The following is a 26,704-nucleotide window of genomic DNA, read 5'->3' on the forward strand; positions in this document are numbered from 1 at the left end:
TTACTAAAATTCACAATAAAAGGCTGCGATAGTCATTATACTTACTCCCGCTAATTTAAAAGGAGAACCCATGTTTAAGCGCATGTTGATAATGCTGATCGTTGCTGGCCTGATTTTTGGTGGCATTTTTGCTTACAAGGCTGTAGTTAATCATTATATGAACCAATATTTTGATACTATGCCAATGCCTGTCGCCACCATCACAGCGACGGAAGTCACGACGGCACAGTGGCAACCCTTTGTCAGCGCAGTCGGCAGCTTCGCTGCGATTAACAGCGCCGAGCTCTCCACTGAGGCCAGTGGCATCATTACCAGCATTCAGTTTGACAACGCCAGTGAGGTTCGCAAAGGCCAGCTGCTGATAACCCTGGACGACAGCGTCGATCAGGCTGATTTTACGCGTTTAAAGGCCGCGCAACAGTTAGCAGAGCTGGAATTAGATCGGTTGCAAACCTTGCTGCGCGACAAAGGTGTCTCTGAGCTGGATGTAAGACGAAGGGAGAGTGAAGCGGCGCAAGCCAAAGCAGCAGTTGCCTCCCAGCTGGCTCGGATTGCCCAGAAAACCATTCATGCGCCTTTTGATGGCGTGACCGGCATTCGCCAGGTAAGTCTGGGCCAGCTGGTATCTCCTGGTGATAATGTGGTGTCATTGCAATCGCTTGATCCTATTTATCTAAATTTCAGCTTGCCGGAACAACAACTGGCCAGCATCAGTCCAGGCCAGCAACTTAATGTGAACGTTGATGCCTGGGCCGATCAGCAGTTTAGTGGCGAAATTACCGCTATTGCCCCGGCAGTACGCCAATCCAGTCGCAGTGTTGAAGTGCAGGCTACCTTTGCCAACCCGCAACATAAACTACGGCCGGGAATGTTTGCCCGGGTACAGATGGACGCCGGACAAAGCCAGGAAGTCACCCTGGTACCGCAAACCGCCATTCAGTTTAATCCCTATGGTAATTCGGTATTTCTGATCCGCGACCAAGATGGCAAGCTTACAGCCCACCAGCGTTTTGTCAGCACCGGCCAGAGTCGTGGCGACCTGATTGCAATAACCGATGGCCTTAACGCGGGCGATGTTGTAGCGACCTCTGGCTTATTGAAGCTTCGCAATGGCGCTCAGGTGAAGATTAGTGACAATCAACAGGTAACGCCGACCGCAGATCCTAAGCCCAGCCCGGCAAACCAGTAAGGAACAATTACCATGCGCTTTACTGATGTCTTTATAAAAAAACCGATCCTGGCCTCGGTCGTCAGCTTATTTATTATTCTGCTTGGTTTAAGAGCCATCATGGATATGAATGTGCGGCAATTTCCAGAAATTCAGAACGCGGTTGTCACGGTAAATACCGTATACGTTGGTGCAGATGCCGATCTTATTCAGGGCTTCATTACCACCCCCCTGGAGCGCGAAATCGCATCAGCTGAGGGTATCGATTATCTGGTCTCGACTTCCGTCGCCGGTTCCAGCACAGTTGAAGCTTACCTACGGCTGGATTACGAGCCGAATGAAGCCCTAACCCAAATTGCAGCTCAGGTTAATAAAGTCCGCTCAGAACTGCCTGAAAATGCCCGCGACCCAGTTATTTCATTGAAGGTAGGCCAGGACACGGCGGCAATGTACCTATCGTTTTATTCTGAGGTGCTGGGTAATAATCAGATAACCGACTACATCGTCCGGGTGATTGAGCCACAATTGGCCACTATTCCGGGTGTGCAGCGGGCTGAAATTCTTGGTGCCCGTACCTTTGCTATGCGGATCTGGCTTGATTCGGCAAAAATGGCAGCTTTTGGCATTACCGGTTCAGACATCAGCAATGCACTGCGCAGTAATAACGTGCTGGCGGCACTTGGCCGCACCAAAGGCCAGATGGTGGCTGTTGATTTAAATGCTGCCACCGATTTACGTAGTGCTGAGCAATTTGCTGATTTGGTGATTAGCGCAGACAGCAATGCGCTGGTGCGCTTAAAAGACGTGGCCACGGTTGAGCTTGGCGCCGAAAGCTACAATAGCTCGGTCAGCTTTAACGGCCTGGCTGCAACCTTTATCGGCATTGAAATTTCACCGGATGCCAATGCACTGGATGTTATTGCTGAAGTCAGAAAAGTCTGGGATCGCGATATTATTCCACAGCTGCCTGAGGGACTGGACGCCGACATTCCGTACGACTCTACCGAATATATTGAAAACGCGATAGATGAAGTGGTTATCTCTATCGTGCTGGCACTGGTCATTGTTATTCTGGTGATTTATGCCTTTTTAGGTTCCATGCGTAGCGTTATTATTCCTGCAGTGGCCATTCCGGTTTCGTTGATTGGCACCTTCTTTTTAATGTGGCTGCTGGGATTCACTATCAACTTACTGACTTTGCTGGCAATGGTACTGGCCATAGGCATCGTTGTTGACGATGCCATTATTATGCTGGAAAACATTCACCGCCACATTGAAGAAGGTAAGTCGCGCGCAGAAGCGGCAATATTGGGGGCACGCGAACTGGCCTGGCCCATTATTACCATGTCGACCACCCTGGTGGCGGTATTTTTACCCATCGGCTTTGTTGGCGGCCTGACCGGCGTGTTATTTGTCGAATTTGCTTTCACTCTGGCGGCGTCGGTTATTTTATCAGGAATCGTCGCCCTGACGTTATCGCCGGTGATGTGTGCTTATATTCTCAAACCACACGATAATAACAACCCAAACGATAACTCATTAGAGCACTGGCTTGATCAGCGTTTTGAAACATTGCGCAGCGGCTATCAGCGCCAATTGCACAGCACCCTCAACTATCTGCCGGTGGTGTTAACCTTTGGTGCTATTGTGCTGGTATCCTGCTACTTTTTATTTATTACCAGCCCGGCAGAACTGGAGCCACCTGAGGATCAGGGTTTTGTGTTCTCGATTCTCGAGGCCGATAGCTTCGCCACTCTGGACTACCTGGAAAAAAATACCAGTGAATTAAATAAGCTCGGTACAGTAGCCCCGGAAATTAAAAATATTTTTATTATTAACGGTACCGGTAGCACTAACAATGCTATCGCAGGCTTTGTGCTGGCGCCATGGGATAAACGGGAGCGCACGACCGCTCAGGTACTGGAGCAGAATATTCAGCCTTTTATGGCGGATTTGCCCGGTATTAATAGTTTTGCATTAATCCCCCCTTCTCTGCCATCACCCGGCGGCGGTACCCCGGTTGAGTTTATTGTCGGCTCTACCCAGCCGTTTGCCGCGCTGGAAAGTGTGGTGCAACAGATACTGGGCAAGGCTATGGCTTCCGGTCGTTTTATTTTTGTCGACAGTGATTTAAAAATAAACCGGCCCCGGCAAACGGTTGAAGTTGATCGGGAAAAAGCCGCGTTGATGGGAGTATCGATGCAGCAAATTGCCGCCGATCTTGGCAGTTTAATGTCAGGTGCGGATGCGGGTCGTTTTGCACTCGACAACCGTTCCTACCGGGTTATTCCGCAGGTAGCACGCAACGAACGGTTAAACCCTGAACAGCTGAAAGACTTTTACACCCGCAATCGTGACGGTGAGCTCGTGCCACTGTCGGCGCTGGTTACCTTAACCGAGTCGGTGCAGCCTCAGGCGTTGAGAGGTTTTCAGCAGCTTAATGCAGTGAAAATATCCGGCGTGCCCCGTCCGGGCGTGCCGTTGGGTGATGCGTTAGCCGTGCTGGACCAGATAGCCGCTGAGGAAATGCCTGCTGGTTTTAGCGTGGATTACGCTGGCCAGTCCCGGCAATTTAAAGCCGAAGGCCAACAGCTGGTCGTGACCTTCTTTTTTGCACTGGTTGTTATTTTTTTAATTCTGGCAGCTCAGTTTGAGTCGTTTAAAAACGCCATTATTATCCTGGTAACGGTACCGATGAGCGTTTGTGGTGCGTTAATTTTTACCAGTTTAGGTGCCACCAGCATTAACATTTATACCCAGGTGGGCCTGTTAACCCTGGTAGGATTAATTGCCAAACACGGTATTTTAATTGTGGAGTTTGCTAACCAGTTGCAACTTGAGGGTCGCAGTAAACGTGAAGCCATTGAAGAAGCAACCTCCATTCGTTTGCGGCCCATTTTAATGACAACGGCAGCGACGGTGCTGGCAATGATCCCGTTACTGATAGCCACCGGCGCAGGTGCCGGATCGCGTTATGCTATGGGGCTGGTTATTGCCAGTGGCATGACCATAGGCACACTGTTTACCCTGTATGTTGTTCCGGCCATGTACCTGTTGCTTGCCCGTGACTATCAGCAGCAGCCAGAAGCTGTCAGCGAGGCATCATCTGCGCTCGGCTGACAATAGGTAAAGATCAGATTGTCGCAGCCCGCTGGTGCATACCCGCGGGCTTTTTTTTGAACTGACTGATCGGCTTGGCAGGCTGACGCGTTAATAGCAACGACACCTTTGTCCTGAATATTGTAACAGAAGGAAACATCATGAAAGTCTCACAAGTACTTACCGGTTCGCTGTTGCTCGCATCTTTAATGCTGACTGTACAGGCGCACAATCATAAAAAATCTGCTGATATTGTTGACACTTCGGTCGCCGCCGGCAACTTCACTACTCTGGTTAGCGCCGTAAAAGCAGCCGATTTAGTTGAAACACTCAAAGGAGAAGGCCCGTTCACTGTGTTCGCTCCTAACGATGCCGCGTTTGCCAAAATACCCGCTGCTGATTTAAATGCGTTGGTAGCAGATAAAGCTGCCTTAACCAAGGTATTAACCTATCACGTGGTCGCGGGTAAGGTGATGGCAGCAGATGTTGTCAAATTAGACTCAGCCACTACCGTGCAGGGTCAGGACGTTGCCATTGAAGTAAAAATGGGTAAAGTGTACGTCAACGGTGCTGAAGTTATTGCTACCGACATTAAAACCAGCAATGGCGTTATCCATGTGCTGGACAGTGTCATTATGCCAAAAATGTAATTAGTGCTCTTTAATTACCGGCGAGGCTATCCCGGCCTTGCCGGCAGTTAACGAGCTGCCAAGTGAAGCAACAATAACCAGTAAGATAGCCAGCCACTGCCACAGTGTTAATAATTCCGCGAGAAAAATAAAACCTGCCATTGCTGCAATTGCCGGCTCCATACTCATAAACACACTAAAATTTTGTGACGTCATATGGCGCAGTGCTACCATTTCCAGTGAATAAGGAATAGCACTGGATAAGATACCCACCAGCAAGCCCAGCGGCAGCACCTGCCAGGTCAACAGCGCCATACCCTGAGTCATTGCCCCGACAGGCACCAGAACCATTGCTGCAACAGTCATGCCCAGTGCCACCGTAATACCACCGGATGCCTGCGAGCCGGTTTTTTTACCAAATAAGATATAACCTGCCCAGCAAGCGCCAGCCGCCAGTGCCTGTATCACCCCAACCGGATCCAGCGCGTCAGCGCCGCGCATGTCAGGGAGCAATAGCAATATGCCGCCGATGGCACATGCTACCCAGAATAAATCCCGTTTGCGCCGTGACGCCAACAGCGCAACCGTCAAAGGGCCGGTAAATTCCAGTGCCACGCCAATCCCCAGAGGGATGCGGGCAATTGCCAGATAAAACAGAATATTCATGCCGCCCAAACACAGGCCATAAACAATAATGGCCTGCCAGTCATGCCTGCGCGGCATAGCACGCCATGGCCGGAACACCAGCCATAAGACAATTGCAGAAAAACCAAGGCGCAGCGCTGTGGTGCCGTCCGGACCAATCAGCGGAAAGAGCTGCTTAGCAAGCGACGCTCCGCTTTGGATCGTTATCATCGCCAGCAGCACGCAGCAGATAGCCAATAACAGGGGTTTATCGAGGGCGCGCGCCATAACAGAAATCCAGACCAAAGCTAAACGCAGGAAGGTTATTTTAGCTGACACTGCCCCATCTTGCAGCAATTTGCCATATTTTTGGGCGCACCACTACCAGGATAAGGCGTTTTACCGCTGCGCCATGGTTAAAACGTCACGACAATATCAACACTTTGCCACCGCAATGTCATAGCGCTGACACAACAAGCGGGAACACTGGAAGCTAACAGACAATAAGCAATAGCAGCAAGGCTTACTGGCACAGGACCTGCTTATTGCTAATGGATGCATTAACCGCTAGCCGACGTATTGCCTTTACGGTTTGCTGAGACTGAGGATCCAATGATGAGTAAACTTACCCTTAGAAATCACCCGCTACGCGATGTATTGGACAAAGAATTACGCCAGCGTACATTTCCTGCACTTAGCGCGCCCTGCCGACTCTGCCATTTTACCTTTACCGTGGCCAGTGCCTCCCGCCAGCTGGAATTTTCGCTGATGCAGCAGCAGGCAGAGCAACAGGGTACCCATTTAACCGAAACTGATCAGGATCTTAATATTCCGTTGTTTGCCGGTACCCTGCGCTGGGAGCGCCATGGTGAATTCTCCAGCTATACTTTTATTTTAGCAGGTAGCGCACCGGCCCTGTTTGATGATCCGCTTAGCTTTTTACCCAGTCGTGACTGGTTCGATGAATTACCAGGTCAGGTATTTCGGGTGGTGCAACTGACGATACTGCCTGCTAACGCCTTACCCGCGAAAGGCGAAATAAACCGCTATTTTAACGATGAAACCTGTATCAGCAGTATGCTGGCCGGGCAAAAAGCCCGGATATGGACGGATTTTCAGAAACATGCTGAAGGTGCTGGCAGGCTGTTGCTGGTGGACTACGGCTTAAGCTCTGCCCGGCTGGGTCGGCTGGTTCAGCACTTATTTGATCTTGGTAACTACCGTAAGTTAGCACTACTTGGCTGGCCGGTCGCCCGTCAGTCTTTGCAAAAACTGCACGATCTGGAACAACAATTGTCCGGTTTAACCCAACGGATCCAACAGGAACATGATAATGACGAGAGCCTGCTGAACCAGATCACTCAGCTGGCCGCGCAAACCGAGCATTTAATTGCCGAAACCAGTTCGCGTCTGGCCGCCACCTCTGCTTACTACCAACTAACGCAGGACCGGCTAACCGCACTGGATGAAACACCGATCAGCGATCTGATTTCGCTCCAGGACTTCACCGAGCGTCGGTTAACGCCGGCGTTTCGGACCAGTGAATCGGTGCAAACCCGGCAAACCGCCCTAAGCGCCAGGCTCGGGCGCTCTACCGAATTATTACGGACCCGAATAAACCTGAAATTGGAACAGCAAAACCAGCAATTGCTGGTCTCGATGGATAAAAAAGCCAGATTACAACTAAAACTGCAACAGGTGGTAGAAGGCCTATCCTTTGTCGCGATTAGCTACTATGCGGCACAACTGGCCGATAAAGCGGTGGTAGCAGTCGCTTTCTGGTTGCCAGGGCTGAATGTCAGCTTGTGGCGCAGTATCAGCCTGCCGCTGGTATTAGTGACAGTGGCATTGCTGCTGACCTATCTGAGCCGGCAACTGCAAAAAGAGCAGGCGTTGCATGATAAAGCACGCTGAACCCATGTTTTATTATTGACGTCGCTTAAGACTTAAGCGGCTTGAGATTTAAACCGCTTAGTGCTCTACTGGCAGTTCACTGCCAGATGGATGATACCAACGTGCAACAAACTGTAGTAACGCTTTGTTGGCTCTGCCTGCTACTGAGCGCACCGCTGGTGGCCAGAGAGCAGACAGCCGCTGAGAACGAGCCAAAGCGTCAGCTGAAACTCAGCCCTAATCAGCAACCACTTACTGTGCCAAAAGCGGTGCAAGCCCCTGCGCCCGCCAACAGCATTGCGGTGTTCAAATCTAACCAGGCTGATGGCACTACACTTTTTTCAGACAGAAAGCCAGTTAACCGGCCTTATCAGCAATTGCATTTCGATTGTTTTGCCTGCAATCCAAACTCGGCAATTAACTGGTATAAAACACCATTATTTGTCCGATCTTACAACCGGATTATTGATCGGGCAGCGTCAGAGCAGCAGCTCGATGCTGCGTTAATCCGGGCGGTTATTCACGCTGAATCTGCGTTTCAGGCTGCGGCCTTGTCTAAACGCGGGGCGATGGGCTTAATGCAATTAATGCCGGATACGGCGGCAATGCTTGGTGTCAGAGATCCATTATCACCGGAGCAGAATATTAAAGGGGGCAGCGCCTACCTGGCCAGTTTACTGAAACAATACAATGGTGATTTATCCCTTACTTTGGCCGCGTACAACGCCGGACCTGGCAATGTCAGGCGGCATAAAGGCGTGCCCCCGTTTGCTGAAACCCAGGCATATATTAAAAGGGTATTAATTTTACATAAACGCTATCAGCAAGCCGCCTGAAGGCGGCCTGCACTCGCTAAAATGGCAGCGTTGCGCTCAGTTAAGGTTGAGGTACCGTATTACTTATCGTCTTTGTTTTCAAAACCTTCCAAAGTAACTCCTGAGAGGAACCCCGCACCTTTAGTTTCATTATTACGCAACTTAATCATCAGGCGTAAATCATTTGGCGAGTCGGCATGATGAATGGCATCGGCATAGCTGATGTCACCTCGCTGATACATGTCATATAATGCCTGGTCAAATGTCTGCATTCCCAGCTCGCGCGATTTACTCATTACCGCTTTTATCTCACCTACCTCACCGCGGGCAATTAAATCAGCCACCAACGGCGAATTTAACAACACTTCGATTGCCGCCAGCCGGCCCTGACCATCAGCCGTGGGTATCAGTTGCTGGGCAACGATCGCGCGCAGGTTCAGTGACAAATCAAAACGCAACTTGGCATGCATTTCTTTGGGAACCAAATGCATAATGCGGTCAATGGCCTGGTTAGCGTTATTAGCGTGCAACGTCGCAATACACAAATGGCCGGTTTCGGCAAACGACAACGCATATTCCATGGTGTCCTGACTGCGGATCTCACCAATCAGAATAACGTCTGGAGCCTGTCGCAGCGAGCTTTTAAGCGCTGCCTCAAACGATTCGGTATCAATGCCGACTTCCCGCTGGGTAACCAGGCTTTTCTGATGTTCATGCACAAACTCAATTGGATCTTCAATAGTGAGAATGTGGCCTTTTGAATTGCGGTTGCGATAGCCCAGCAGCGCCGCCAGTGAGGTTGATTTACCGGTGCCTGTTCCGCCGACAAAAAGCACCAGCCCGCGTTTTGACATGATAATGTCTTTTAATATCGGAGGTAGCCCAAGCTCATCAGCATTAGGAATAGTGGTCACAATGCGCCGCACCACCATGCCGGCCTGATCCCGTTGCCAGAACGCCGAGATCCTGAAACGGCCGGCATCATTGGCAATCGCGAAGTTACACTCTTTGCTGTGGTTAAACTCATGCTGCTGCTTTTCATTCATCGCATCGAGCACCAGCTCCAACGAGGCGGCATCAGTTAACGGGGTCTGATCGATGGGCGTCATTTCACCATTGATTTTTGCTGCTACCGGCATACCGGCAGTAACAAACATATCTGATGCGCCCATTTTGACCATTTTGCTTAAAAAATCTGTCAGTTCCATGCCGTCGTTTCCTAAATACTGCTCTACATACGTCCCATCGCACCAAAGCTGTTTTTGTCCTGAGCTTTGGCTTGCGCATCTTTTTGCGAAATTAATCCCCGGTTTACCAGGTTAAGCAAGCACTGATCCATCGTTTGCATACCATGGCCCGCACCGGTTTGAATCACCGAATACATCTGGGCAATTTTATCTTCCCGGATCAGGTTGCGGATAGCCGGTACCCCAACCATAATTTCATGAGCAGCAATCCGGCCGCCCCCTATTTTCTTCAATAGGGTTTGCGAAATAACGGCTCTGAGCGATTCAGATAACATTGAACGCACCATGTCTTTTTCTTCACCCGGGAATACGTCAATTATCCGGTCAATCGTTTTCGGTGCAGAGGTCGTGTGCAGGGTTCCAAACACCAGGTGACCGGTTTCTGCTGCGGTCATCGCCAGGCGGATAGTTTCTAAATCCCGTAATTCACCTACCAGGATCACATCCGGGTCTTCCCGCAATGCTGAACGTAGTGCGTTGCTGAAACTATGGGTATCGCGATGCACTTCACGCTGGTTCAACAAACATAATTTGTTGTTGTGAACAAATTCTATCGGGTCTTCAATGGTCAGAATATGGTCATGGCGGGTGGTGTTAATGTAATCTACCATCGCTGCCAGGGTGGTACTTTTACCTGAACCCGTTGGTCCGGTTACCAGCACCAGGCCCCGGGGGTTTTCTGAAATGGTCTTGAAAATATCAGGCGCGCCCAAATCATCTAACGTAAGAACTTCACTGGGGATGGTACGAAACACAGCTGAAGCACCGCGGTTTTGCACAAACGCATTAACCCGGAAGCGGGCTAAATTGGGCACTTCGAATGAAAAATCCGATTCAAGATTTTCTTCGTATTCCTTACGTTGCCGATCAGTCATAATTTCGTACACTAAGGCGTGTACTTCTTTATGAGTGAGGGGGGGGATATTCAGCTTACGAACGTCACCATCTACCCGGATAAGTGGCGGTACGCCAGCAGAAAGGTGTAAGTCTGACGCCTTGTGTTCAACACTAAACGCTAATAATTCGGTAATATCCATGACAATATCTACTCCAACATGCCAACAAATATGAATAACATAGCAGAACAACTGAACGCCGCCTATCACAACATAACAGAAAATTGCCAGAAGCTTGGCCGCGAACCGGCGGATGTATGCTTAGTAGCCGTCAGTAAAACAAAACCCATTGCTGCGCTAATGGCAGCGTATGAGGCTGGCCAGCGCCAGTTTGGCGAAAACTACCCCCAGGAGTTGCAAGCAAAGGCGACGACGCTATTTGCGCTACCAGAGCTTGAGTGGCATTTTATTGGCCCACTGCAATCGAACAAAACCCGGCTTATCGCCGAGCACGCCAGCTGGGTCCATAGCATTGACCGGCTGAAAATCGCTGAGCGATTGTCGGCTCAGCGTCCTGCCGATCTGCCTCCGCTGCAGGTGCTACTACAAATTAATATTAGTCACGAAGACAGTAAAGCGGGTATTCATCCGGATCAGCTGCCAGGTTTGGCTGACGCCGTCGCAAAGCTACCGCAACTGCAGTTGCGTGGTCTGATGGCCATTCCGGCACCAAATGACAGTAAACGGGCGTTTGAAGCCATGGCACAGTTATCAAAAAGCCTGCAACAACAGCATCCTGGCGCGACGGAGTTATCGATGGGTATGTCAGATGACTGGCCGCTGGCTCTGCATTACGGCGCAACTATGATAAGATTAGGCACCGCAATTTTTGGCGCAAGGACTTATGAAAGAAATGAATGACAACACCGTCGCCTTTATCGGCGCAGGCAATATGGCACGCTGCGTTATCGCTGCCATGGTAAACGCAGGCTATCCGCCCACCAATATTATCGCAGCCAACCGCAGCCAGCCTAAGCTGACGGCACTGGCAGCAGATTATGGTATCAATACCACGCTGGATAACATCGAAGCGGTTAGCAAAGCCGATATCATCGTATTAGCTGTGAAACCACAAATGATGGAAGCTCTTTGTCAGAATTTGCTGCAAAGCGCACCTGAAATTCAGGAAAAGCTGTTTGTTACTATTGCAGCCGGCATTGAAGTAAAACGCTATGAGCAGTGGCTTGGCGAGGTGCGGCTGGTTCGCGCTATGCCCAACACGCCATCTCTGGTGGGTCAGGGTGTAACCGGCTTATTCCCAAGCCGCTGTTCCAACTATGAACGCGCCTTTGTCGATCATATGTTCAGTGGCACCGGCATGAATGTCTGGCTGGAGCAGGAAACCCAGATTAACCATATTATTGCGGTAACCGGCAGTTCACCGGCTTATTTTTTCTATTTTATGCAGTCGATGCAGCAGGTTGCCGAAAAACTGGGGTTTGCGCCGGAGCAAGCAAAGGCCATGGTCGCTAAAACGGCATTAGGTGCGGCAACGATGGCATTGCAAAGCGATGAAAGCTTTTCGCAGCTGCGCGCCAATGTTACCTCCAAAGGCGGCACAACCCATGAAGCGGTAACCACATTTGCTGAGCAGGGCTTGGAAAAGATGGTTGCAGACGCCATGTATGCGGCTATTAAGCGTGCTGAAGAAATGGCACAACAAATTTAAGCTGTCGGAGATCCCATAATGCAGGCCATGCTGTTTTTAATAAATACCGCTTTTAATTTGCTGTTAATGCTGGTTATTCTCAGAGTATGGCTGCAACTGGCCAGAGCCGACTTTTATAACCCTTTTAGTCAGTTTATTGTTAAGGCAACAAACCCCGTCGTGTTGCCACTTCGCAAGCTTATTCCCAGTATCGGCAAGCTCGATACCGCTACCGTGTTGTTGGCGTATTTGGTGGCAGTAGCTAAACTTATAGTGTTACAGATGGTGCTGGTTGGCAGCATTCAGATCCCTGCAACCTTCATTAGCGGCATATTGGTGCTGATTAAAGAAACCCTTAACCTGGTGTTCTGGATTTTAATTATTCGCGCCTTATTGAGTTGGTTCAGCCAGGGTAACAACCCGATTGAAATGGTAATGCATCAACTGACAGACCCGCTGCTAAGACCCATTAGGCGGGTAATTCCGCCGATGGGTGGCCTGGATTTATCGGTATTCGTGCTGATTATTGCCATTCAGTTTATAAATTTGCTGTTTAGTGATCTGTTCCGGGGCATTTAGCCCATATCAAGAGTGCCATTGCAGGCGTGCTGAACCACCGCTCGGTAGTTTAACTGTTCGACAGGAGTAATATGATGAAAATATCAGTTTTTTCAGCACTGTTTTTTAGTTTCTGCACCCTACTGGCCAGCTCACAGCTCAGCGCTGAGCAAATGAAACAACTGGGGAGCTGGGATGTGCATTATATTGCTTTACCAGCGACCTTTTTAACGCCGGAAATAGCGGTGGAATATGACATTCAGCGTAGTAAATTTAACGGTGTTATTAATATCTCGGTGCTGGACAGTAAAAGCCAGCAGGCACAACAGGTTGCTATTAATGGTATTGCCAAAGACTTATTTGGCCGCCAGCGCAAACTGGAGTTTAATCAGGTGGTAGAAGGCGACGCCGTCTATTATCTGGCCACGGTGCCCTATCAGAATGAACAACTTTATAATTTCAGTATCAATATAGGCCAGGGTGAACAACAGCAACAATTGACGTTCAGCCATACGTTTTTTGTTGATTAAACCGTTCACTTTTAAATTTAAGCCCGGAAAATATGCAAAAACTTGTTCTCGCCAGCTCAAACAAAGGCAAAATTAGTGAACTCCAAGCTCTGCTGTCACCTTATCAGTTGCAGGTAGTACCACAGCAGGAGCTGGGGGTAACTGATGCCGATGAAACCGGCCTGACCTTTGTCGAGAATGCCATCTTAAAGGCGCGTCATGCTGCACTGGCAACCGGTTTACCCGCGATTGCCGATGATTCCGGCCTGGCGGTCGATGCTATTGGTGGCGAACCTGGCATTTATTCAGCACGCTACAGCGGGGAAGCCGCCACCGACGCGGAAAATATCAGCAAGTTATTACATGCGTTGCAGCAGGTGCCGCCAGCAAACCGCAGTGCTCAGTTTCATTGTGTGCTGGTTTACTTGCGCCACGCCAGCGATCCTACCCCGCTAGTGTGCCATGGTGTCTGGTCTGGCACGATCAGTGAGCAGGTGCAAGGTAGCGCTGGTTTTGGCTATGATCCGGTATTTATACCCACCGGCGACACCCTCAGTGCGGCAGAGCTAAGCAAAGAACAGAAAGCCGCTATCAGTCATCGCGGCTTGGCATTACGCCAGCTGGTCGCGCAAATGCAACGATTATCAACAGAGCAGCAAGGTTAAGTGGGCCTGCAATTACCGCCGCTGTCGCTGTATATTCACATTCCCTGGTGCATTCAAAAATGCCCTTATTGTGATTTTAATTCCCATGCAGTGAAACAAGGTATTCCGGAGCAGGAATACATCGCGCATTTACTGGCAGATCTAGACCAGGATCTGAAGCTGGTGGCAGGCCGCACGGTGTCCAGTATCTTTATTGGGGGGGGCACGCCCAGCGTATTTTCCGCCAACGGCATAGGTCAGATCTTGCAAGGCGTTAAAAAGCGCCTGGCATGCAGCGCTACTATGGAAGTCACGATGGAGGCCAACCCGGGTACTGTTGAGGCCGAGCGCTTCGCCGGCTATGTCGCCGCCGGTGTTACCAGATTTTCGATTGGCGTGCAAAGCTTTCAGAGTGCACAGCTAAAGGCGCTTGGCCGTATTCATGACTGCAACGAAGCTATCCGGGCGGCTGAATTGGCCGCCGCCCTGCCCCTGCAAAGTTTTAACCTCGATTTAATGCATGGTCTGCCACAACAGGATATCGCGGGCGCCCTTGCCGATTTAAGTCAGGCTATTGACCTGGCTCCGCCGCATTTATCCTGGTATCAGCTAACCATTGAACCTAATACCGCCTTTGCCTCACGACCGCCCGTATTACCAGCCGACGATACCTTGTGGGATATTCAGCAACAAGGCCTGGCACTGCTGCAACATCATGGTTATCAGCAATATGAAATATCTGCCTACGCCAAACCAGGCCATCAGTGTCAGCACAACCTGAATTACTGGCGATATGGCGATTATCTGGGCATTGGCTGTGGTGCCCATGGCAAGATAACCCTGCCAGGTCGCAATACGATTTTGCGCACGGTTAAAATTAAACACCCAAAAGGTTACATGGATATCAGCCGGGGTTATCTTGACAGCAAAGAGCAGGTGTTGGCAGAAGATCGGCCTTTTGAGTTTTTTATGAACCGGTTTCGCTTACTCGAACCCTGTCCGCAGGCAGACTTCACGGCTTATACCGGCCTGCCCGTCAGCAGCATCCAGCTGGCGATTGATAACGCAGTGCGTCAGCAGCTATTGCATAGCACTGAGCAGCACTGGCAAATTACCGATAAAGGTGCCCGCTACCTGAATGACTTGCTTACACTTTTCATTGATTAACCGTGATAAGAGGCATCGTTTCATGACAACAAAACAGGACCTAATATGAAAAAAACAACGTTTCGCGCCCTTGCCCTTATTCCCCTTGCAGTCAGCCTGGCGCTGCTTGGTGGCTGCGGCCCGAAAACCAATCAACCGGGGCAAAGTGCTGAGCAAACAGCAGCAGCCCAGCTTGATGTCAACGAGCAGGCGAATCAGCTTTTTGAACAAATTTATATGGATCGGGTGCGCCAGGATCCGGTGCTGCAAACCCGGCTTGGTATTAAAGACGACTATGACAAATGGCAGGACTTAAGCGAAGCTGCTTATCAGGCTGAACTTGCTATGGTTCGTGGTCATCTTGACTTGTTAAAGGCAATCGACCCGACCAGGCTTGATCCAAACACAGCCTTAAGTTATCAGCTGCTAAAACAAGATTTACAAAACAGCCTGGATGACAGCAAATGGCGCTGGTACAGTTATCCGGTTAATCAGATGTATGGCATTCATTCTTTGGTGCCTTCACTGCTGATAAACCAGCATAAAATTGATGATATTAGTGATGCTAAAGCCTATATCAGCCGTCTGAATAATGTGCCGCTGCTGTTCAGTCAGTTGCAACAACAACTGACTGAACGTGCTGAAAAAGGCATTATCATCCCCGAATTTGTATTTGATCATGTCATCACCGCCAGCCAGAACGTGATAAGTGGAGCCCCTTTTAACCAGGGCGATGACAGCACTTTGCTGGCCGATTATAAGAAAAAGCTGCAAGCGCTGGCACTGAGTGACGGTGAAGAGAAACTGTTACTGGATGAAGCAAATGTGGCCTTGCTAACCAGTGTTGGCCCGGCATACCAAAGCCTGATTAGCTATCTGCAAAACCTGCAGCAACAAGCCACTACCGATGATGGTGTATGGCGCTTTACAGACGGCGCCGCGTTTTATAAACACCGGCTGGAACGGATCACCACTACCGATTTAACCGCCGAGCAAATTCATCAACTGGGACTAAAAGAAGTTGCCCGCATTCATGATGAAATGCGCGCCATTATGCAACAAGTTAATTTTGATGGCAGCCTGGCAGAATTTTTCGTGTTTATGCGCGAAGATCCCCAGTTCTACTACCCCGATACCGATGAAGGCCGCGCTGCCTATCTGGCGGAAGCCACCCGGGTTATCGACGATATGAAAGGCCGGCTGGATGATTTATTCCGGGTAAAACCCAGCGCAGATATGATCGTAAAAGCGGTAGAACCCTTTCGTGAAAAAAGCGCAGGCAAAGCGTTTTATCAGCGCCCGTCAATGGATGGCAGCCGCCCTGGCGTGTACTACGCTAACTTGTATCAAATGCAGGATATGCCAACTTACCAGTTAGAGGCGTTGGCCTACCATGAAGGTATTCCGGGCCACCATATGCAGCTGGCCATAGGCCAGGAACTGGAAGACATGCCGAAATTTCGTCGCTTTGGTGGGTACACCGCTTACATTGAAGGCTGGGGCCTGTACAGCGAAGTGCTGCCTAAAGACATTGGTCTTTACCAGAACCCCTACTCTGACTTTGGCCGGCTTGCTATGGAGCTATGGCGTGCCTGTCGCTTAGTGGTTGATACCGGTATCCACGCGAAAGAATGGACCCGCGAACAAGCTATTGACTATCTGGTAGAGAATACGCCTAACTCGGTAACCGATGCCACCAAAGCCATTGAGCGCTATATTGTGATGCCAGGCCAGGCTACCGCCTACAAAATTGGCATGATTAAAATGCTGGAGCTGCGCGAAAAAGCCAGAACGGCGCTGGGCGATAGCTTTGATATTCGTGATTTTCACGATGTGGTACTCCGTAATGGTGCCGTGCCGTTAGACGTATTAGAGCAACTGGTAGACGAATATATTGCCGCTGCCAAGCCTTGAGAGCAGGTGCGCTTCACTAAGTATTAAGCGCTAAACACAATGCTGAAAAGCCGGACTCTGTTCCGGCTTTTTTTATACGATTTGTCTACTTAGCTGCCGCGTTTACCGCGAAGATATGATTTTTGTGCTACGGTTTACCTTTAACATTCAAAGCCTGCACAGGCTATCTCAGATAATAAGGAGACCCTATGTCTAGCCCGGAGCACAAGCAAAAAATCTGGAACCTGATCAAAGACATTAAAACGGCCATGCTAACTACCCACCACGGTGGCGAACTGCGCTCCCGCCCGATGGTTCTGGTGCAGGATGAGTATGACGGCACCTTATGGTTTTATACCGATCTCGAGTCAGAGAAAGTGCTGGAGCTGGAGCGCGATAGTGAGGTATGCCTGGCCTTCGCCGATCCTGAGAGCCAGACCTTCGTTTCTCTTACCGGCACTGGCCGCGCTATTCAGAACAAAACACTGGTAGACAAATACTGGAATTCGTTTGTGGCAGCCTGGTTCCCGCAAGGCAAGAACTCACCCAATGTCGGCATGCTGGAAATTAAAATTCATAAAGGCGAGCACTGGGATAGTAGTAGTAATGCCATGGTAAAAAGCGTTAAAACAGTTGCCGCTAAAATGAAAGGTGAGCAGCCCGATTTAGGCGAGCATGAAAAGTTTGGCACCAAAAAAGACAATTAGACACCCGCTTGAATTGGCGTGGTAATGTCTTTGCCCTGACGCTCCTAAACGTGTTCAGGGCAACGTTAAATTGCCTCCACGCAATTACACGCTTTTGCGAATTTCTGAATGCAGCTTTAAAACCTGGTCGCCGTCTGATTGTTCGATTAGATAGGCAGGATCGTTGTCACTGGCATCTCTGGTAACCTCGGTACCTTTTATGGTCTTGGTTATTTTCTTTCTGAACACTTCCCGGGTATAGCCCTCGGCAGTGCCGTTACCCCAGTCCCACTCAATCTTAGTATTAGTTTGATATGCATCATTCATCGTTCTGTGCCCGGCCTGTTCTCAATTTCACTGTGCTTACTGCAAAAGGCCAGCACAAACGCTGATGAGCTGAATGTTAAAATAACCGTCTTGAAAATTAAGATACCTAATTGGTTTATACCAATAAAACTGACCAGCAGCGCAAGCAATACAACAAGCACCATAATAATAACGAACGCTAGTAATTTATAACCGTTAACATGTCTGATTTTAACCAGACCTTTGCTAAACAACCCATAAGCTAATAACACACCCAAAACGGCAGAAATAATATATGACATTGCAGAGAATATATTTGGCTGAGCATCACCAGCAAAAAGCTCAACAACGTAAAAGGTCACTGGCATTACAACCAGTAACGTCCAGAGCCACTGCCTGGCTGATAAATCTTTCATCTTACTCTCCTCAAATTTAAATGCTAAGGCCGGTATTGCCTCGGCAGCGGTGTAAGGCTCGTAGAAGCGAATCAGCTTTTATTTGACGCTGTGTTGGCTATCAACGACGATGGTTCCAGCAATATAGTCGTGCACACAGCGCTTCTGTTTGCCAAATATAAATAAAACGTTTGCTATGGAAATAAGCTGTCCTACTACCGGTATTTGACCTGGCAGAAAAAATACCGCATATCGTTTTACCAGATGTTGGTTAAAGGTTGGTTTCTCGCCATTCAAATCAACAATTTTAATCCCTAGTGCCAATTTCCCGACAGTTTGCCCGGATTTAATTAACAGATTAGTGTTAATGGCAAAAAATATGATTAGGCCAATTGCACCCATTAACAAGTTATAACTTAAGGATGGGCCTACGCCTTCCGATACGCCATCAAACCCACCCGTTAAAATCATAACCGGAATGGTTACCACCATTATCGTTAAGGTGTCGATTAGTGATGCCCAGAGCCTTTTCCACCTGGAGGCAGTTGCATATTTATTATCAATTATTTCAACTAACTCTGATTGTGGTGGGGCGTATAAATTATCACTCATAAGAACTCTCTATGGTTGCAGGTAATACAATTTACCTATTAATACTTTTAATGGCTACGACCTATTGCATGGCCTGAACTATTCTGACTGCGTCAGTACAATAACCCGCTCGCCGGTTTTTTTGTCTATTACCAGCAGCTCTTTGAGCTGCCATTGGTCGGCTGAGCTGGTGGCGTAAACATAAACATCAGCACCGGATTTTGTGCCTTTAATCGAATAATTTAAGTTGGCACTACCACCTGTTCCACGGTAAGTAATTTGGCCCAAAACAAAGAATCCCGGTTCAGGGTTCTCCCCCACCAGTGATATTACCTGCGAATTCGCTTGAACCGCTTTTACTGATAAATCATAAGCTTCACCTTTCATAATGCTCATCAGTGGCATGACCATTACAGGAAGGATGATAAAGATAAGAACAAACCCGGCATTACGCCATTTTCGCTGCGTAGATTTGAAATGCGCTACATCACGCCAGGTGCGGTTTCGCCATGCCCACTCGTTCCCTTTTGCCCCCAGCACAAAAATCATCACCAAATTTACCAGTGGCACCAACATCAGGAGAGCTATAAAGGTGCTGTTACCGATACCCCATATCCAATTGAGTAAGAAGGCCCCCCAATTCCACCCTTTAATTTCCTCAGGTACAACCGAATCCTTGCCCATTCCTGAAATGTATTCTTGTGCCATATTTTTTATTTTTCCAGCTTTCACTTGGCCTTTTGGTTGCTGAGTCTATTCTTGCACCTGAATGTAAATCAAGCATTTTTATGCTGTAACATTTTTTATTTCAGAATATTTCCGGTGTAAGTCATTTGCCCGGCACCGTGGTTTGTTAGTATGCTGACAACCTGAAGAACATACTGCTGGCATTGGATAAACAATATGATTTTGCTCAATTATTTTGAACCAGAAACCCAAAGTTGGCAGCAAATGAACTTTGCCAAGCTACCCGGCCAGCTCAGTGCCGATGCCAGGGTGTGGCTTAACCTGAACGAAGCCACCTCTGAAGAGCTGCAGCAGGTACTGCGACGATTTGCTATTGCCCCTACTCTGGCAGAAGATTTCAGCCGCCAGCGCCACCCGCCTAAACTGGAAACTCAGCCCGATTTCAGCTTACTGATTATGCGGGGTTACGCCGACCCGGATTTTAGCGAATACAGCAGCAGTGCTCAGGTTAACTTGTTATACTCTAAGCAGGTTTTAATAAGCTTGGTGCATTGTCATAGCACTACCTTGCTGGAGCAACTTACCCCGAAAATTACGGCTGGCCAAAGCCTGGCAGTAACGGATTGGGTAAAACAGCTTATTTTGACCGTATCGGGAAGCTATCTGGAAAAGCTGATTGCCTTTGAGGATGTGTTGAGCGAGCTTGAAGACAATATGTTGCAACGGGGCAGTGACGAACAAATGGCGATGATGATGCGCTACCGTTCGGTACTTCGGAAAATTAACCGCAACCTGGCATATCAGAAAGACATTTTTGCCGACGCGCTTTATGAAGAACAAAACCCGCTATTGCAGCAGTTTACTGCGGCGGATGTCCGTGATTTTTACGAAAAATTTGAACGCCTGCACAGCATGACCGATTTATACTACGATCAGCTGAGTGATTTGGTTGAAGGATATATGTCGACCACCTCGCATCAAATTAACGAACGAATGAAAGTACTTACCATGGTTAGCACCATATTTATTCCGCTGACCTTTATCGCCGGTTTATACGGGATGAACTTTGTCAACATACCGGAATTAGCCAACCCCCATGGTTATTTTTATGCGCTGCTGGCCATGGCCTTACTGGGAATAGGCGGCTTGTTCTGGTTTAAGTTTAAAAACTGGTGGTAATAAGGATTTGTAATGGCAGATAACTCGCTACTGGATATTGAGGATATTGTCCGCGACAGCTTTACTGATGAGGACAGCAGCTCGCTGATTGAAAAAATCAGCCAGCTGGAGCCGGAAGAAATTGCCCTGGTACTGGAGGCCATGCCGGTTGAGCAACGGGTTAGCACCTGGCTTGATTTGCACCCCGATGATCAGGTTGCCGCCCTGACCTACATGCGGGTAGACGCCCGGGATAACATTTTTAAGCAACTGGATGAGCAACAACTTCGCACTCTGGTAGAGGGAATGGAAGTTGATGATTTAATTGAGTTACTTGATGAGCTACCCCAACGTATCTATGCCTATGCCTGCTCACGACTTGATGCCAGTCAGCGCAGCTGGTTAGAAACAGCATTAACATACAGCGAAGATCAGTGTGGTCGTTACGCCGACCATGATTTACTGATTATCAATAAAAATGCCAAGGTACGTGATGCGATAAGAATGTTTCGCAAATTGGCCGATGACGCCGAGTATCAGGATGCGTTGTTTGTCATTGACCGCACTGGCCGTTATGCCGGGCTGGTGCATGCTACGGCGTTGCTGGGTCAGCCGAGCCATTTGCCGGTAGAACATTTTCTGGATAAAGAGGCACCGGTGGTAACCGGCGAAATGGAGCTGGAACAGGGCTCGGAAATTGTATCGCGCTCTGGTTATACTGCGCTGGCCGTTGTCGATACCGACGACAAATTACTGGGCCGGTTATCTATTGGTGAAGCGCTGGAAAACGTGCGTAGAGCGCTGGAAAGCCAGTTTATGCATACCGCCGGTCTGGACGAAGAAGAGGATTTATTTGCACCGGTTTTTGACAGTGCGAAACGCCGGGCGTTGTGGCTGGGCATTAACTTGCTAACGGCGTTCCTGGCCGCGTGGACCATTGGCCTGTTTGAAGCAACGTTGCAACAAGTGGTTGCTCTGGCAGTGCTGATGCCGATTGTTGCCAGTATGGGAGGTATAGCAGGCAGCCAGACCCTAACCCTGATGATTCGCGGTTTGGCGTTGGAGCAGATAACACCACGAACCTATCTGATGCTGTTTCGCAAAGAGCTCGGAGTCGGTGCTATTAATGGCGTGCTATGGGCGCTGGTGATTGCCGTTATCACCTATTTTTGGTTTGGAGACTGGATTATCGGCGGGGTAATTGGCCTGGCTATTGTCATTAATATTATTGCGGCGGCAATTTCCGGCGTATTTATTCCTATTTGGCTTGAAAAGCTGGATATCGACCCGGCGCTTTCTGGCTCGGTTATCTTAACCACCGTTACCGATGTTATTGGTTTTTTTGCCTTTTTAGGCTTGGGTTCTTTATTTCTGATGACTTAGCTCTAATGACTTAGTTCCGATAACGTAGTTATTAACACCCTGATCAATAATGGTTTATTTTTAACTGGCTTGGTTTTAAGGCATTGGCAGGCCACAAATTCACTAATGTTACGGAGCGTACATGAAAATTGCGATACTATCGCGAAACGCTGAATTATATTCGACCAAACGGCTGGTTGCTGCAGCCGAAGCTGCGGGTCATCAGGTTCAGGTTATCGACCCCCTAATGTGCTATATGAACATAAACCGCACCAATTCTTCTATTCATTACAAGGGGCAAGTATTAGATGGCTTTGATGCCGTGATCCCTCGCATTGGCGCTTCTATTACGTTTTATGGCACCGCAGTGCTGCGCCAGTTTGAAATGATGGGCGTATATTCACTAAATGAATCGGTAGCCATTGGCCGGGCCCGCGACAAATTGCGATCGATGCAGTTGCTGGCCCGTCAAGGTATCGGCTTACCTATTACCGGTTTTGCTGATAAACCCGGTGATATTCCCGATTTAATTGACATGGTAGGCGGCGCGCCACTGGTTATTAAATTGCTGGAAGGTACTCAGGGCATTGGCGTCGTACTGGCGGAAACCCGCACCGCTGCCGAAAGCGTAATAGAGGCCTTTATGGGGCTAAATGCGAATATTTTAGTCCAGGAATACATCAAAGAAGCCAAGGGAGCCGATATACGCTGTTTTGTGGTGGGTGACAAAATTGTTGCCGCGATGAAGCGCCAGGCCAAAGAAGGTGAATTTCGTTCTAATTTACACCGCGGTGGTTCTGCCACTGTGGTGCGCTTAACCCCGGAAGAGCGCAGCACCGCAGTGCATGCTGCTAAAACTATGGGCTTAAATGTGGCCGGGGTGGATTTGCTGCGTTCAAACCACGGTCCGGTGGTGATGGAAGTAAACAGCTCACCGGGCCTGGAAGGGATTGAAACCGCAACCACTAAAGATGTTGCCGGATTGATTATCAGCTTCTTAGAGAAAAAAGTAGCTAACCATAAAACCCGGCGCAAAGCCAAAACAAAAGGAACGGGTTAATGGAAAGCCGCCCAGCGTTTACTCTTGGTACAGACAGAATTGCCGCAGGTAGCCGGGCTGTGGTGGATATTCCGTTTGGCAAGTTGTATACCCATACTGAACTCAATATCGGCGCGCATGTGATCCACGGTCGGCAGGACGGGCCGGTATTGCTGATAACGGCAGCATTACATGGTGATGAAATCAACGGCGTGGAAATTTGTCGGAGGTTGTTAAAATTACCCAGGCTCAACCGGATTAAGGGCACCTTAATCGTAGTACCCATTGTTAATACTTATGGTTTTGTGCAGCAGTCGCGCTACCTGCCCGACCGGCGCGATTTAAATCGTAGCTTTCCCGGCAGCGAAAAAGGCTCGCTTGGCAGCCGGATGGCCTATCAATTTACCGATAAAATACTAAAATGCTGTACTCACGCCATAGACTTGCATACCGGTGCGATTCACCGGGCAAACTTGCCGCAGGTTCGGGCCAGTGCCAAAGATAAAACTGCCCTGCGTATGGCCGAGGTGTTTAACGCGCCGGTGATTATTAAAGCCGCCAGCCGCGATGGTACCATGCGTGGCACCGCCAACAATTTAGGCATCCCCCTGCTGCTGTATGAAGCTGGCGAAGCACTGCGCTTTGACGAGCAGTCTATTAAAATTGGTGTGCGTGGCATTGTCAATGTGATGCAGGATTTAGGCATGCTCAGCGGCAAAACCAAAGCACCAAAAAATCGCTCGGTATTCTCAAAGAAAAGCAGCTGGGTAAGAGCGGAACATGACGGTATTGCCCGCTATTACGTGACGTTGGGACAAACGGTGAAAACCGGCGATATTATGGCGCATATTTATTCGCCTTACTCCGACTTTGAAGTAGCGATCCCCGCTACCTTTGACGGCGTAGTAATCGGCCGCAATAACTTGCCCCTGGTTAACGAAGGTGAGGCGTTATTTCACGTGGCTGAAGTGAGCTCGCTGGATGAAGCAGAAAAGACTCTCGATGCAATTAGTGACGAGGTAGATAACGCCATGCCAGCAGCGCTTAGAGACGAATACGGTGTGGTTTAACTGCGCTAGCAGTTGAGCACAAACCTAGTTTTTCTCGGTGACGACATCATACTGGCTTAGCAACGGGATCCGCTGTTGCAAGCTGGTTTCAATTTCGTCGAGCTCGCGCATTCGCTGACAAAACAGCGCAGATTTTTCTTCAAGCTCTATAGCCTTTTCATCCAGACCAAAACTGATGTTATCAACCAATTGCTCAACCGACTCCAGCCCCTGGCTGTCAGTACGCTCAAAGTTGCTGTCAGACTGGCGCAGCGCATCACGCAATGCGCCCCATACCGCGCCTACCGTGTGGCGGGCTAAATTGTTCAGTTGGGGTTTCAGTTCACGATTTAAAAAGTGGTCAAGTTCATTCAGGCTCTGCGGCGCCAGATAAAAATACTCACCGGTACGCACGAAACGCGACATAAACTGAAACGTGGTTTCGCGAATTAGCGCCTGCCATTCCGCCTGCTGCGACTTGCTGCCAAGGCCAGATAGCATTGACTCAATACTGGATAACCCTAGCTCAACCCCATCTACCGCCAGACTAACAATTTCGGGCACAAACTTACGTAACCCCTGGCTGTATTGTTCAAGCAACTCGGTATCGGCATCATTTAACTGTACCCACTCGCCCACCACAAACAGCTGGCGATTTTCATTGATCTGAACATAGGTACGGGTATTCTGCACGAACAAGATATGTTCCGGGCCTATCACCAGGCCATAGCGAAATGCCATATTGCAGTCGGCCAGCGCCGAAGCAGGAAACAGTAGTAACAATACAAGTAGCAGGCTTTTCACAACCACAATCTCTTAAACCACACTGTTACAGCCTAATAGATACCGCTGAAATTGGCACTACCTTATGCCGCAACACGACTACCGCTGGTCGCGTATTCACTACTACAGCGGCTCAATAGCAGGATGACCGTCAACCAGCACCACTTTGGATGGCCCATATTCACGGCGGCTTTTTACCAGTTCTTTGCCAAAATGAATTTCTACCGCAGAAAACAATTGTTGGCGTACCACAATCAGCAGTTCAGCCAGCTTTTCCTGCCGTTGTACCTCAAGAATTTTAATATCGTTAATTAATGATACTGCCAGTTCTTTATGCTCTTCAAATTTTGCTATCAATTCAAGCCGGCGCATCTCAATTTGAGCATTACCTTCAATTTTTTTCAGTTTTTCCAGTTGCTGGCGTATGTCTTCCATTTCGGTACGCTCTATTGCCACACTGGCCCGCAGTACCTCTTGTTTTTCAATAATGGGGTCGAGCTGCCGATTTAATTTTACCAGCACGCTGCTGCTTGATGGTGCACCGAGATTGCCACAGAATAACCCCTGGTCCAGATAAAAATAACCACCAACCAGCTTACCATTGGGATTATCTTCCGGCCCCGCATACACAATGGCGGCCTCCACTGAGCAGTGCATCAGTTGTTTATTAACATAAAGATTGCTACCACAGCTGATCCGGCTGTACTGCGCCAGATTACATTGAATATCACCCGCGGCTTTTAGCTCGGTACTGTATTCACTTTGCTGATCAGCCTGAGCCAGCTGATGGCCAATCACCGAACCATTAATAGTGATATCACCGCCTGCCTCAATTAACGTGCCCTCAACCATGCCCCTAATAAAGATATTACCGCCGGCAACGACTTTCATCCCCTCATTAACGTTGCCATTAACCACTACTGAGCCGCGAAAAACAATATGACCGGTAGCTAAGTCAACATTTTTAACAGTAAACACTTCGTCAACCGTGGCACCGGCTTCGATCACCCGGGGTAATCCATCCCGCGCCGCCAGCAGTAAATCTTTGTCAGTTGGCGCAAGCTCCACCCCCTCACCAAGTTGCCATTCCAGCGGTAACCCCGGGGTGGCCGGAATCATTTCACCAGTAACCAGCATACCTGCGACACCAGCCGTCGGCGGATGACGCCGCATAATGGCTTCACCGGTTCTGATGGCAGGAATAACCCCAAAGTCGCGCAAATCTGCTTTTTCATCAGTTTTAACCACCGGCCGGTTGCGGCGACTTTCCATCTCCGCCAGTAGCGGCTTAAAGCGGGAGTTGGCGCCCGGCACCATCACCCGCCCCCGTGCGATCAGTAGTTTAACCTTGCTGCCAGGCTCGGCTTTTGCGGCATAGGAAACCAGTTTAATGATTTGTTCTTTACTAAAACCAAACACAATACCTGCTGCCTGAGCACTTTTAACCAGTTCATTGGCTGAAACAGGCGCTCCGCCCCAGGCCGCCGTAATAATGGCTGTTGCCATCATTTTATCTTCACTGATATCAAAGATGAGCTCAGCATTACGTTTTTCTGCAATACGGTAGCTTATTTCTTTGCTGTGCTCTGTTAGCACGTTTTCTTTAATTTTTTGCTGGATTTGCTGATATTCGACCAGCAGATTAGTCAGTTGATCTTGCAGCACCAGGCAACGCTCGTAGCCATGATTAATTAAATGCTGTTGAATTTCGGCCGCACTGATGGACGCTAACGAGACCGGCACCGTTATTTTTATTGTATTATCGTGCTCAGTAAATTGCATGTAAGTTGTCTGCTTGTACTACGACAAAAGTATGATGCCTAATGAAGCAAAAAATGGATAGAAAGGCAAGCCCTTACTGTATTTCAGGGCCTTAGAA

Annotated in this window: 26 protein-coding genes; 17 read left to right on the plus strand and 9 right to left on the minus strand. The window is 49.0% G+C overall.

The window, feature by feature from the left end:
• Nucleotides 1-70: 70 nt before the first annotated feature.
• The 3 genes from B2Q61_RS02495 (at nt 71) to B2Q61_RS02505 (ending at nt 4,917) form a co-directional block, all read left to right on the plus strand.
• On the plus strand, nt 71-1,189 hold the full coding sequence (locus B2Q61_RS02495; protein ID WP_290621117.1) for an efflux RND transporter periplasmic adaptor subunit: 1,119 nt from the start codon (nt 71-73) through the stop codon (nt 1,187-1,189).
• A 12-nt stretch (nt 1,190-1,201) separates the two neighbouring features.
• Nucleotides 1,202-4,288 (plus strand): efflux RND transporter permease subunit, encoded by a 3,087-nt coding sequence (locus B2Q61_RS02500; RefSeq protein ID WP_290621116.1) that lies wholly within the window; start codon nt 1,202-1,204, stop codon nt 4,286-4,288.
• Between the two features lie 140 nt (nt 4,289-4,428).
• Complete coding sequence (locus B2Q61_RS02505; protein WP_290621115.1) at nt 4,429-4,917, plus strand: fasciclin domain-containing protein; 489 nt, start codon at nt 4,429-4,431, stop codon at nt 4,915-4,917.
• Here B2Q61_RS02505 and B2Q61_RS02510 read toward each other — a convergent pair whose 3' ends face one another.
• Nucleotides 4,918-5,808: an EamA family transporter gene (locus B2Q61_RS02510; protein ID WP_290621114.1), complete on the minus strand. Its 891-nt coding sequence runs from the start codon at nt 5,806-5,808 to the stop codon at nt 4,918-4,920.
• Between the two features lie 324 nt (nt 5,809-6,132).
• Between B2Q61_RS02510 and B2Q61_RS02515 the strand changes: the two genes are divergently transcribed.
• Together B2Q61_RS02515 and B2Q61_RS02520 are read left to right on the plus strand one after the other, a co-directional pair.
• Nucleotides 6,133-7,434 carry a DUF3422 family protein gene (locus B2Q61_RS02515; protein ID WP_290622006.1) on the plus strand — a complete coding sequence of 434 codons (1,302 nt, stop codon included), beginning with the start codon at nt 6,133-6,135 and terminating at the stop codon, nt 7,432-7,434.
• A gap of 86 nt (nt 7,435-7,520) precedes the next feature.
• A complete protein-coding gene (locus B2Q61_RS02520) occupies nt 7,521-8,249 on the plus strand; it encodes a lytic transglycosylase domain-containing protein (RefSeq protein ID WP_290621112.1) in 729 nt (242 codons plus the stop codon).
• Between the two features lie 59 nt (nt 8,250-8,308).
• On the opposite strand, the gene B2Q61_RS02525 is transcribed toward B2Q61_RS02520, so the two are convergent.
• Nucleotides 8,309-9,436 (minus strand): PilT/PilU family type 4a pilus ATPase, encoded by a 1,128-nt coding sequence (locus tag B2Q61_RS02525; protein WP_290621111.1) that lies wholly within the window; start codon nt 9,434-9,436, stop codon nt 8,309-8,311.
• Between the two features lie 23 nt (nt 9,437-9,459).
• Nucleotides 9,460-10,512: a type IV pilus twitching motility protein PilT gene (locus tag B2Q61_RS02530; protein ID WP_290621110.1), complete on the minus strand. Its 1,053-nt coding sequence runs from the start codon at nt 10,510-10,512 to the stop codon at nt 9,460-9,462.
• Between the two features lie 30 nt (nt 10,513-10,542).
• Here B2Q61_RS02530 and B2Q61_RS02535 point away from each other — a divergent pair, with 30 nt between their 5' ends.
• From B2Q61_RS02535 to B2Q61_RS02570, 8 genes are all read left to right on the plus strand, one after another.
• On the plus strand, nt 10,543-11,232 hold the full coding sequence (locus B2Q61_RS02535; RefSeq protein WP_290621109.1) for a YggS family pyridoxal phosphate-dependent enzyme: 690 nt from the start codon (nt 10,543-10,545) through the stop codon (nt 11,230-11,232).
• Nucleotides 11,216-12,040, plus strand: coding sequence for a pyrroline-5-carboxylate reductase (proC, locus tag B2Q61_RS02540; protein WP_290621108.1), 825 nt, complete (start codon nt 11,216-11,218; stop codon nt 12,038-12,040). Before B2Q61_RS02535 ends, proC begins: the two co-directional genes overlap by 17 nt.
• Nucleotides 12,041-12,058: 18 nt before the next feature.
• Nucleotides 12,059-12,598 (plus strand): YggT family protein, encoded by a 540-nt coding sequence (locus B2Q61_RS02545; protein ID WP_290621107.1) that lies wholly within the window; start codon nt 12,059-12,061, stop codon nt 12,596-12,598.
• Between the two features lie 71 nt (nt 12,599-12,669).
• Nucleotides 12,670-13,107, plus strand: a complete 438-nt coding sequence (locus B2Q61_RS02550; RefSeq protein ID WP_290621106.1) for a DUF4426 domain-containing protein — start codon at nt 12,670-12,672, stop codon at nt 13,105-13,107.
• Nucleotides 13,108-13,139: 32 nt separating this feature from the next.
• Nucleotides 13,140-13,751 carry an RdgB/HAM1 family non-canonical purine NTP pyrophosphatase gene (rdgB, locus tag B2Q61_RS02555; protein WP_290621105.1) on the plus strand — a complete coding sequence of 204 codons (612 nt, stop codon included), beginning with the start codon at nt 13,140-13,142 and terminating at the stop codon, nt 13,749-13,751.
• Nucleotides 13,752-14,897: a radical SAM family heme chaperone HemW gene (gene hemW / locus B2Q61_RS02560; protein ID WP_290621104.1), complete on the plus strand. Its 1,146-nt coding sequence runs from the start codon at nt 13,752-13,754 to the stop codon at nt 14,895-14,897.
• Between the two features lie 45 nt (nt 14,898-14,942).
• Nucleotides 14,943-16,790 (plus strand): DUF885 domain-containing protein, encoded by a 1,848-nt coding sequence (locus B2Q61_RS02565; protein ID WP_290621103.1) that lies wholly within the window; start codon nt 14,943-14,945, stop codon nt 16,788-16,790.
• Between the two features lie 188 nt (nt 16,791-16,978).
• Entirely contained in the window at nt 16,979-17,476 is a 498-nt protein-coding gene (locus tag B2Q61_RS02570) for a pyridoxamine 5'-phosphate oxidase family protein (protein WP_290621102.1), read from the plus strand.
• A gap of 84 nt (nt 17,477-17,560) precedes the next feature.
• Here the strand turns inward: B2Q61_RS02570 and B2Q61_RS02575 are convergent, their stop codons facing one another.
• The 4 genes from B2Q61_RS02575 to B2Q61_RS02590 form a co-directional block, all read right to left on the minus strand.
• A complete protein-coding gene (locus tag B2Q61_RS02575) occupies nt 17,561-17,782 on the minus strand; it encodes a DUF2945 domain-containing protein (protein ID WP_290621101.1) in 222 nt (73 codons plus the stop codon).
• Nucleotides 17,779-18,129, minus strand: a complete 351-nt coding sequence (locus B2Q61_RS02580) for a hypothetical protein (protein WP_290621100.1) — start codon at nt 18,127-18,129, stop codon at nt 17,779-17,781. The genes B2Q61_RS02575 and B2Q61_RS02580 overlap by 4 nt, the downstream gene beginning before the upstream one ends.
• Nucleotides 18,130-18,255: 126 nt before the next feature.
• Nucleotides 18,256-18,768, minus strand: a complete 513-nt coding sequence (locus B2Q61_RS02585; protein ID WP_290621099.1) for an RDD family protein — start codon at nt 18,766-18,768, stop codon at nt 18,256-18,258.
• Between the two features lie 78 nt (nt 18,769-18,846).
• Nucleotides 18,847-19,479, minus strand: coding sequence for a cytochrome c oxidase assembly factor Coa1 family protein (locus tag B2Q61_RS02590; protein WP_290621098.1), 633 nt, complete (start codon nt 19,477-19,479; stop codon nt 18,847-18,849).
• A gap of 171 nt (nt 19,480-19,650) precedes the next feature.
• Here B2Q61_RS02590 and B2Q61_RS02595 point away from each other — a divergent pair, with 171 nt between their 5' ends.
• The 4 genes from B2Q61_RS02595 (at nt 19,651) to B2Q61_RS02610 (ending at nt 24,063) form a co-directional block, all read left to right on the plus strand.
• Nucleotides 19,651-20,613 carry a magnesium transporter CorA family protein gene (locus B2Q61_RS02595; RefSeq protein WP_290621097.1) on the plus strand — a complete coding sequence of 321 codons (963 nt, stop codon included), beginning with the start codon at nt 19,651-19,653 and terminating at the stop codon, nt 20,611-20,613.
• A gap of 12 nt (nt 20,614-20,625) precedes the next feature.
• On the plus strand, nt 20,626-21,975 hold the full coding sequence (gene mgtE / locus B2Q61_RS02600; protein WP_290621096.1) for a magnesium transporter: 1,350 nt from the start codon (nt 20,626-20,628) through the stop codon (nt 21,973-21,975).
• A gap of 121 nt (nt 21,976-22,096) precedes the next feature.
• Nucleotides 22,097-23,014: a 30S ribosomal protein S6--L-glutamate ligase gene (gene rimK, locus B2Q61_RS02605; RefSeq protein ID WP_290621095.1), complete on the plus strand. Its 918-nt coding sequence runs from the start codon at nt 22,097-22,099 to the stop codon at nt 23,012-23,014.
• The gene (locus B2Q61_RS02610; protein ID WP_290621094.1) at nt 23,014-24,063 is read left to right on the plus strand and encodes a succinylglutamate desuccinylase/aspartoacylase family protein; all 1,050 of its coding nucleotides are present in this window, start codon (nt 23,014-23,016) and stop codon (nt 24,061-24,063) included. The genes rimK and B2Q61_RS02610 overlap by 1 nt, the downstream gene beginning before the upstream one ends.
• Before the next feature lie 24 nt (nt 24,064-24,087).
• On the opposite strand, the gene B2Q61_RS02615 is transcribed toward B2Q61_RS02610, so the two are convergent.
• On the minus strand, nt 24,088-24,846 hold the full coding sequence (locus B2Q61_RS02615) for a DUF2884 family protein (protein WP_290621093.1): 759 nt from the start codon (nt 24,844-24,846) through the stop codon (nt 24,088-24,090).
• A gap of 102 nt (nt 24,847-24,948) precedes the next feature.
• A complete protein-coding gene (locus tag B2Q61_RS02620) occupies nt 24,949-26,607 on the minus strand; it encodes a DUF342 domain-containing protein (RefSeq protein WP_290621091.1) in 1,659 nt (552 codons plus the stop codon).
• Nucleotides 26,608-26,704: the final 97 nt, after the last annotated feature.

Source organism: Arsukibacterium sp. UBA5043, assembly GCA_002415085.1.
Lineage (GTDB): Bacteria > Pseudomonadota > Gammaproteobacteria > Enterobacterales > Alteromonadaceae > Alishewanella.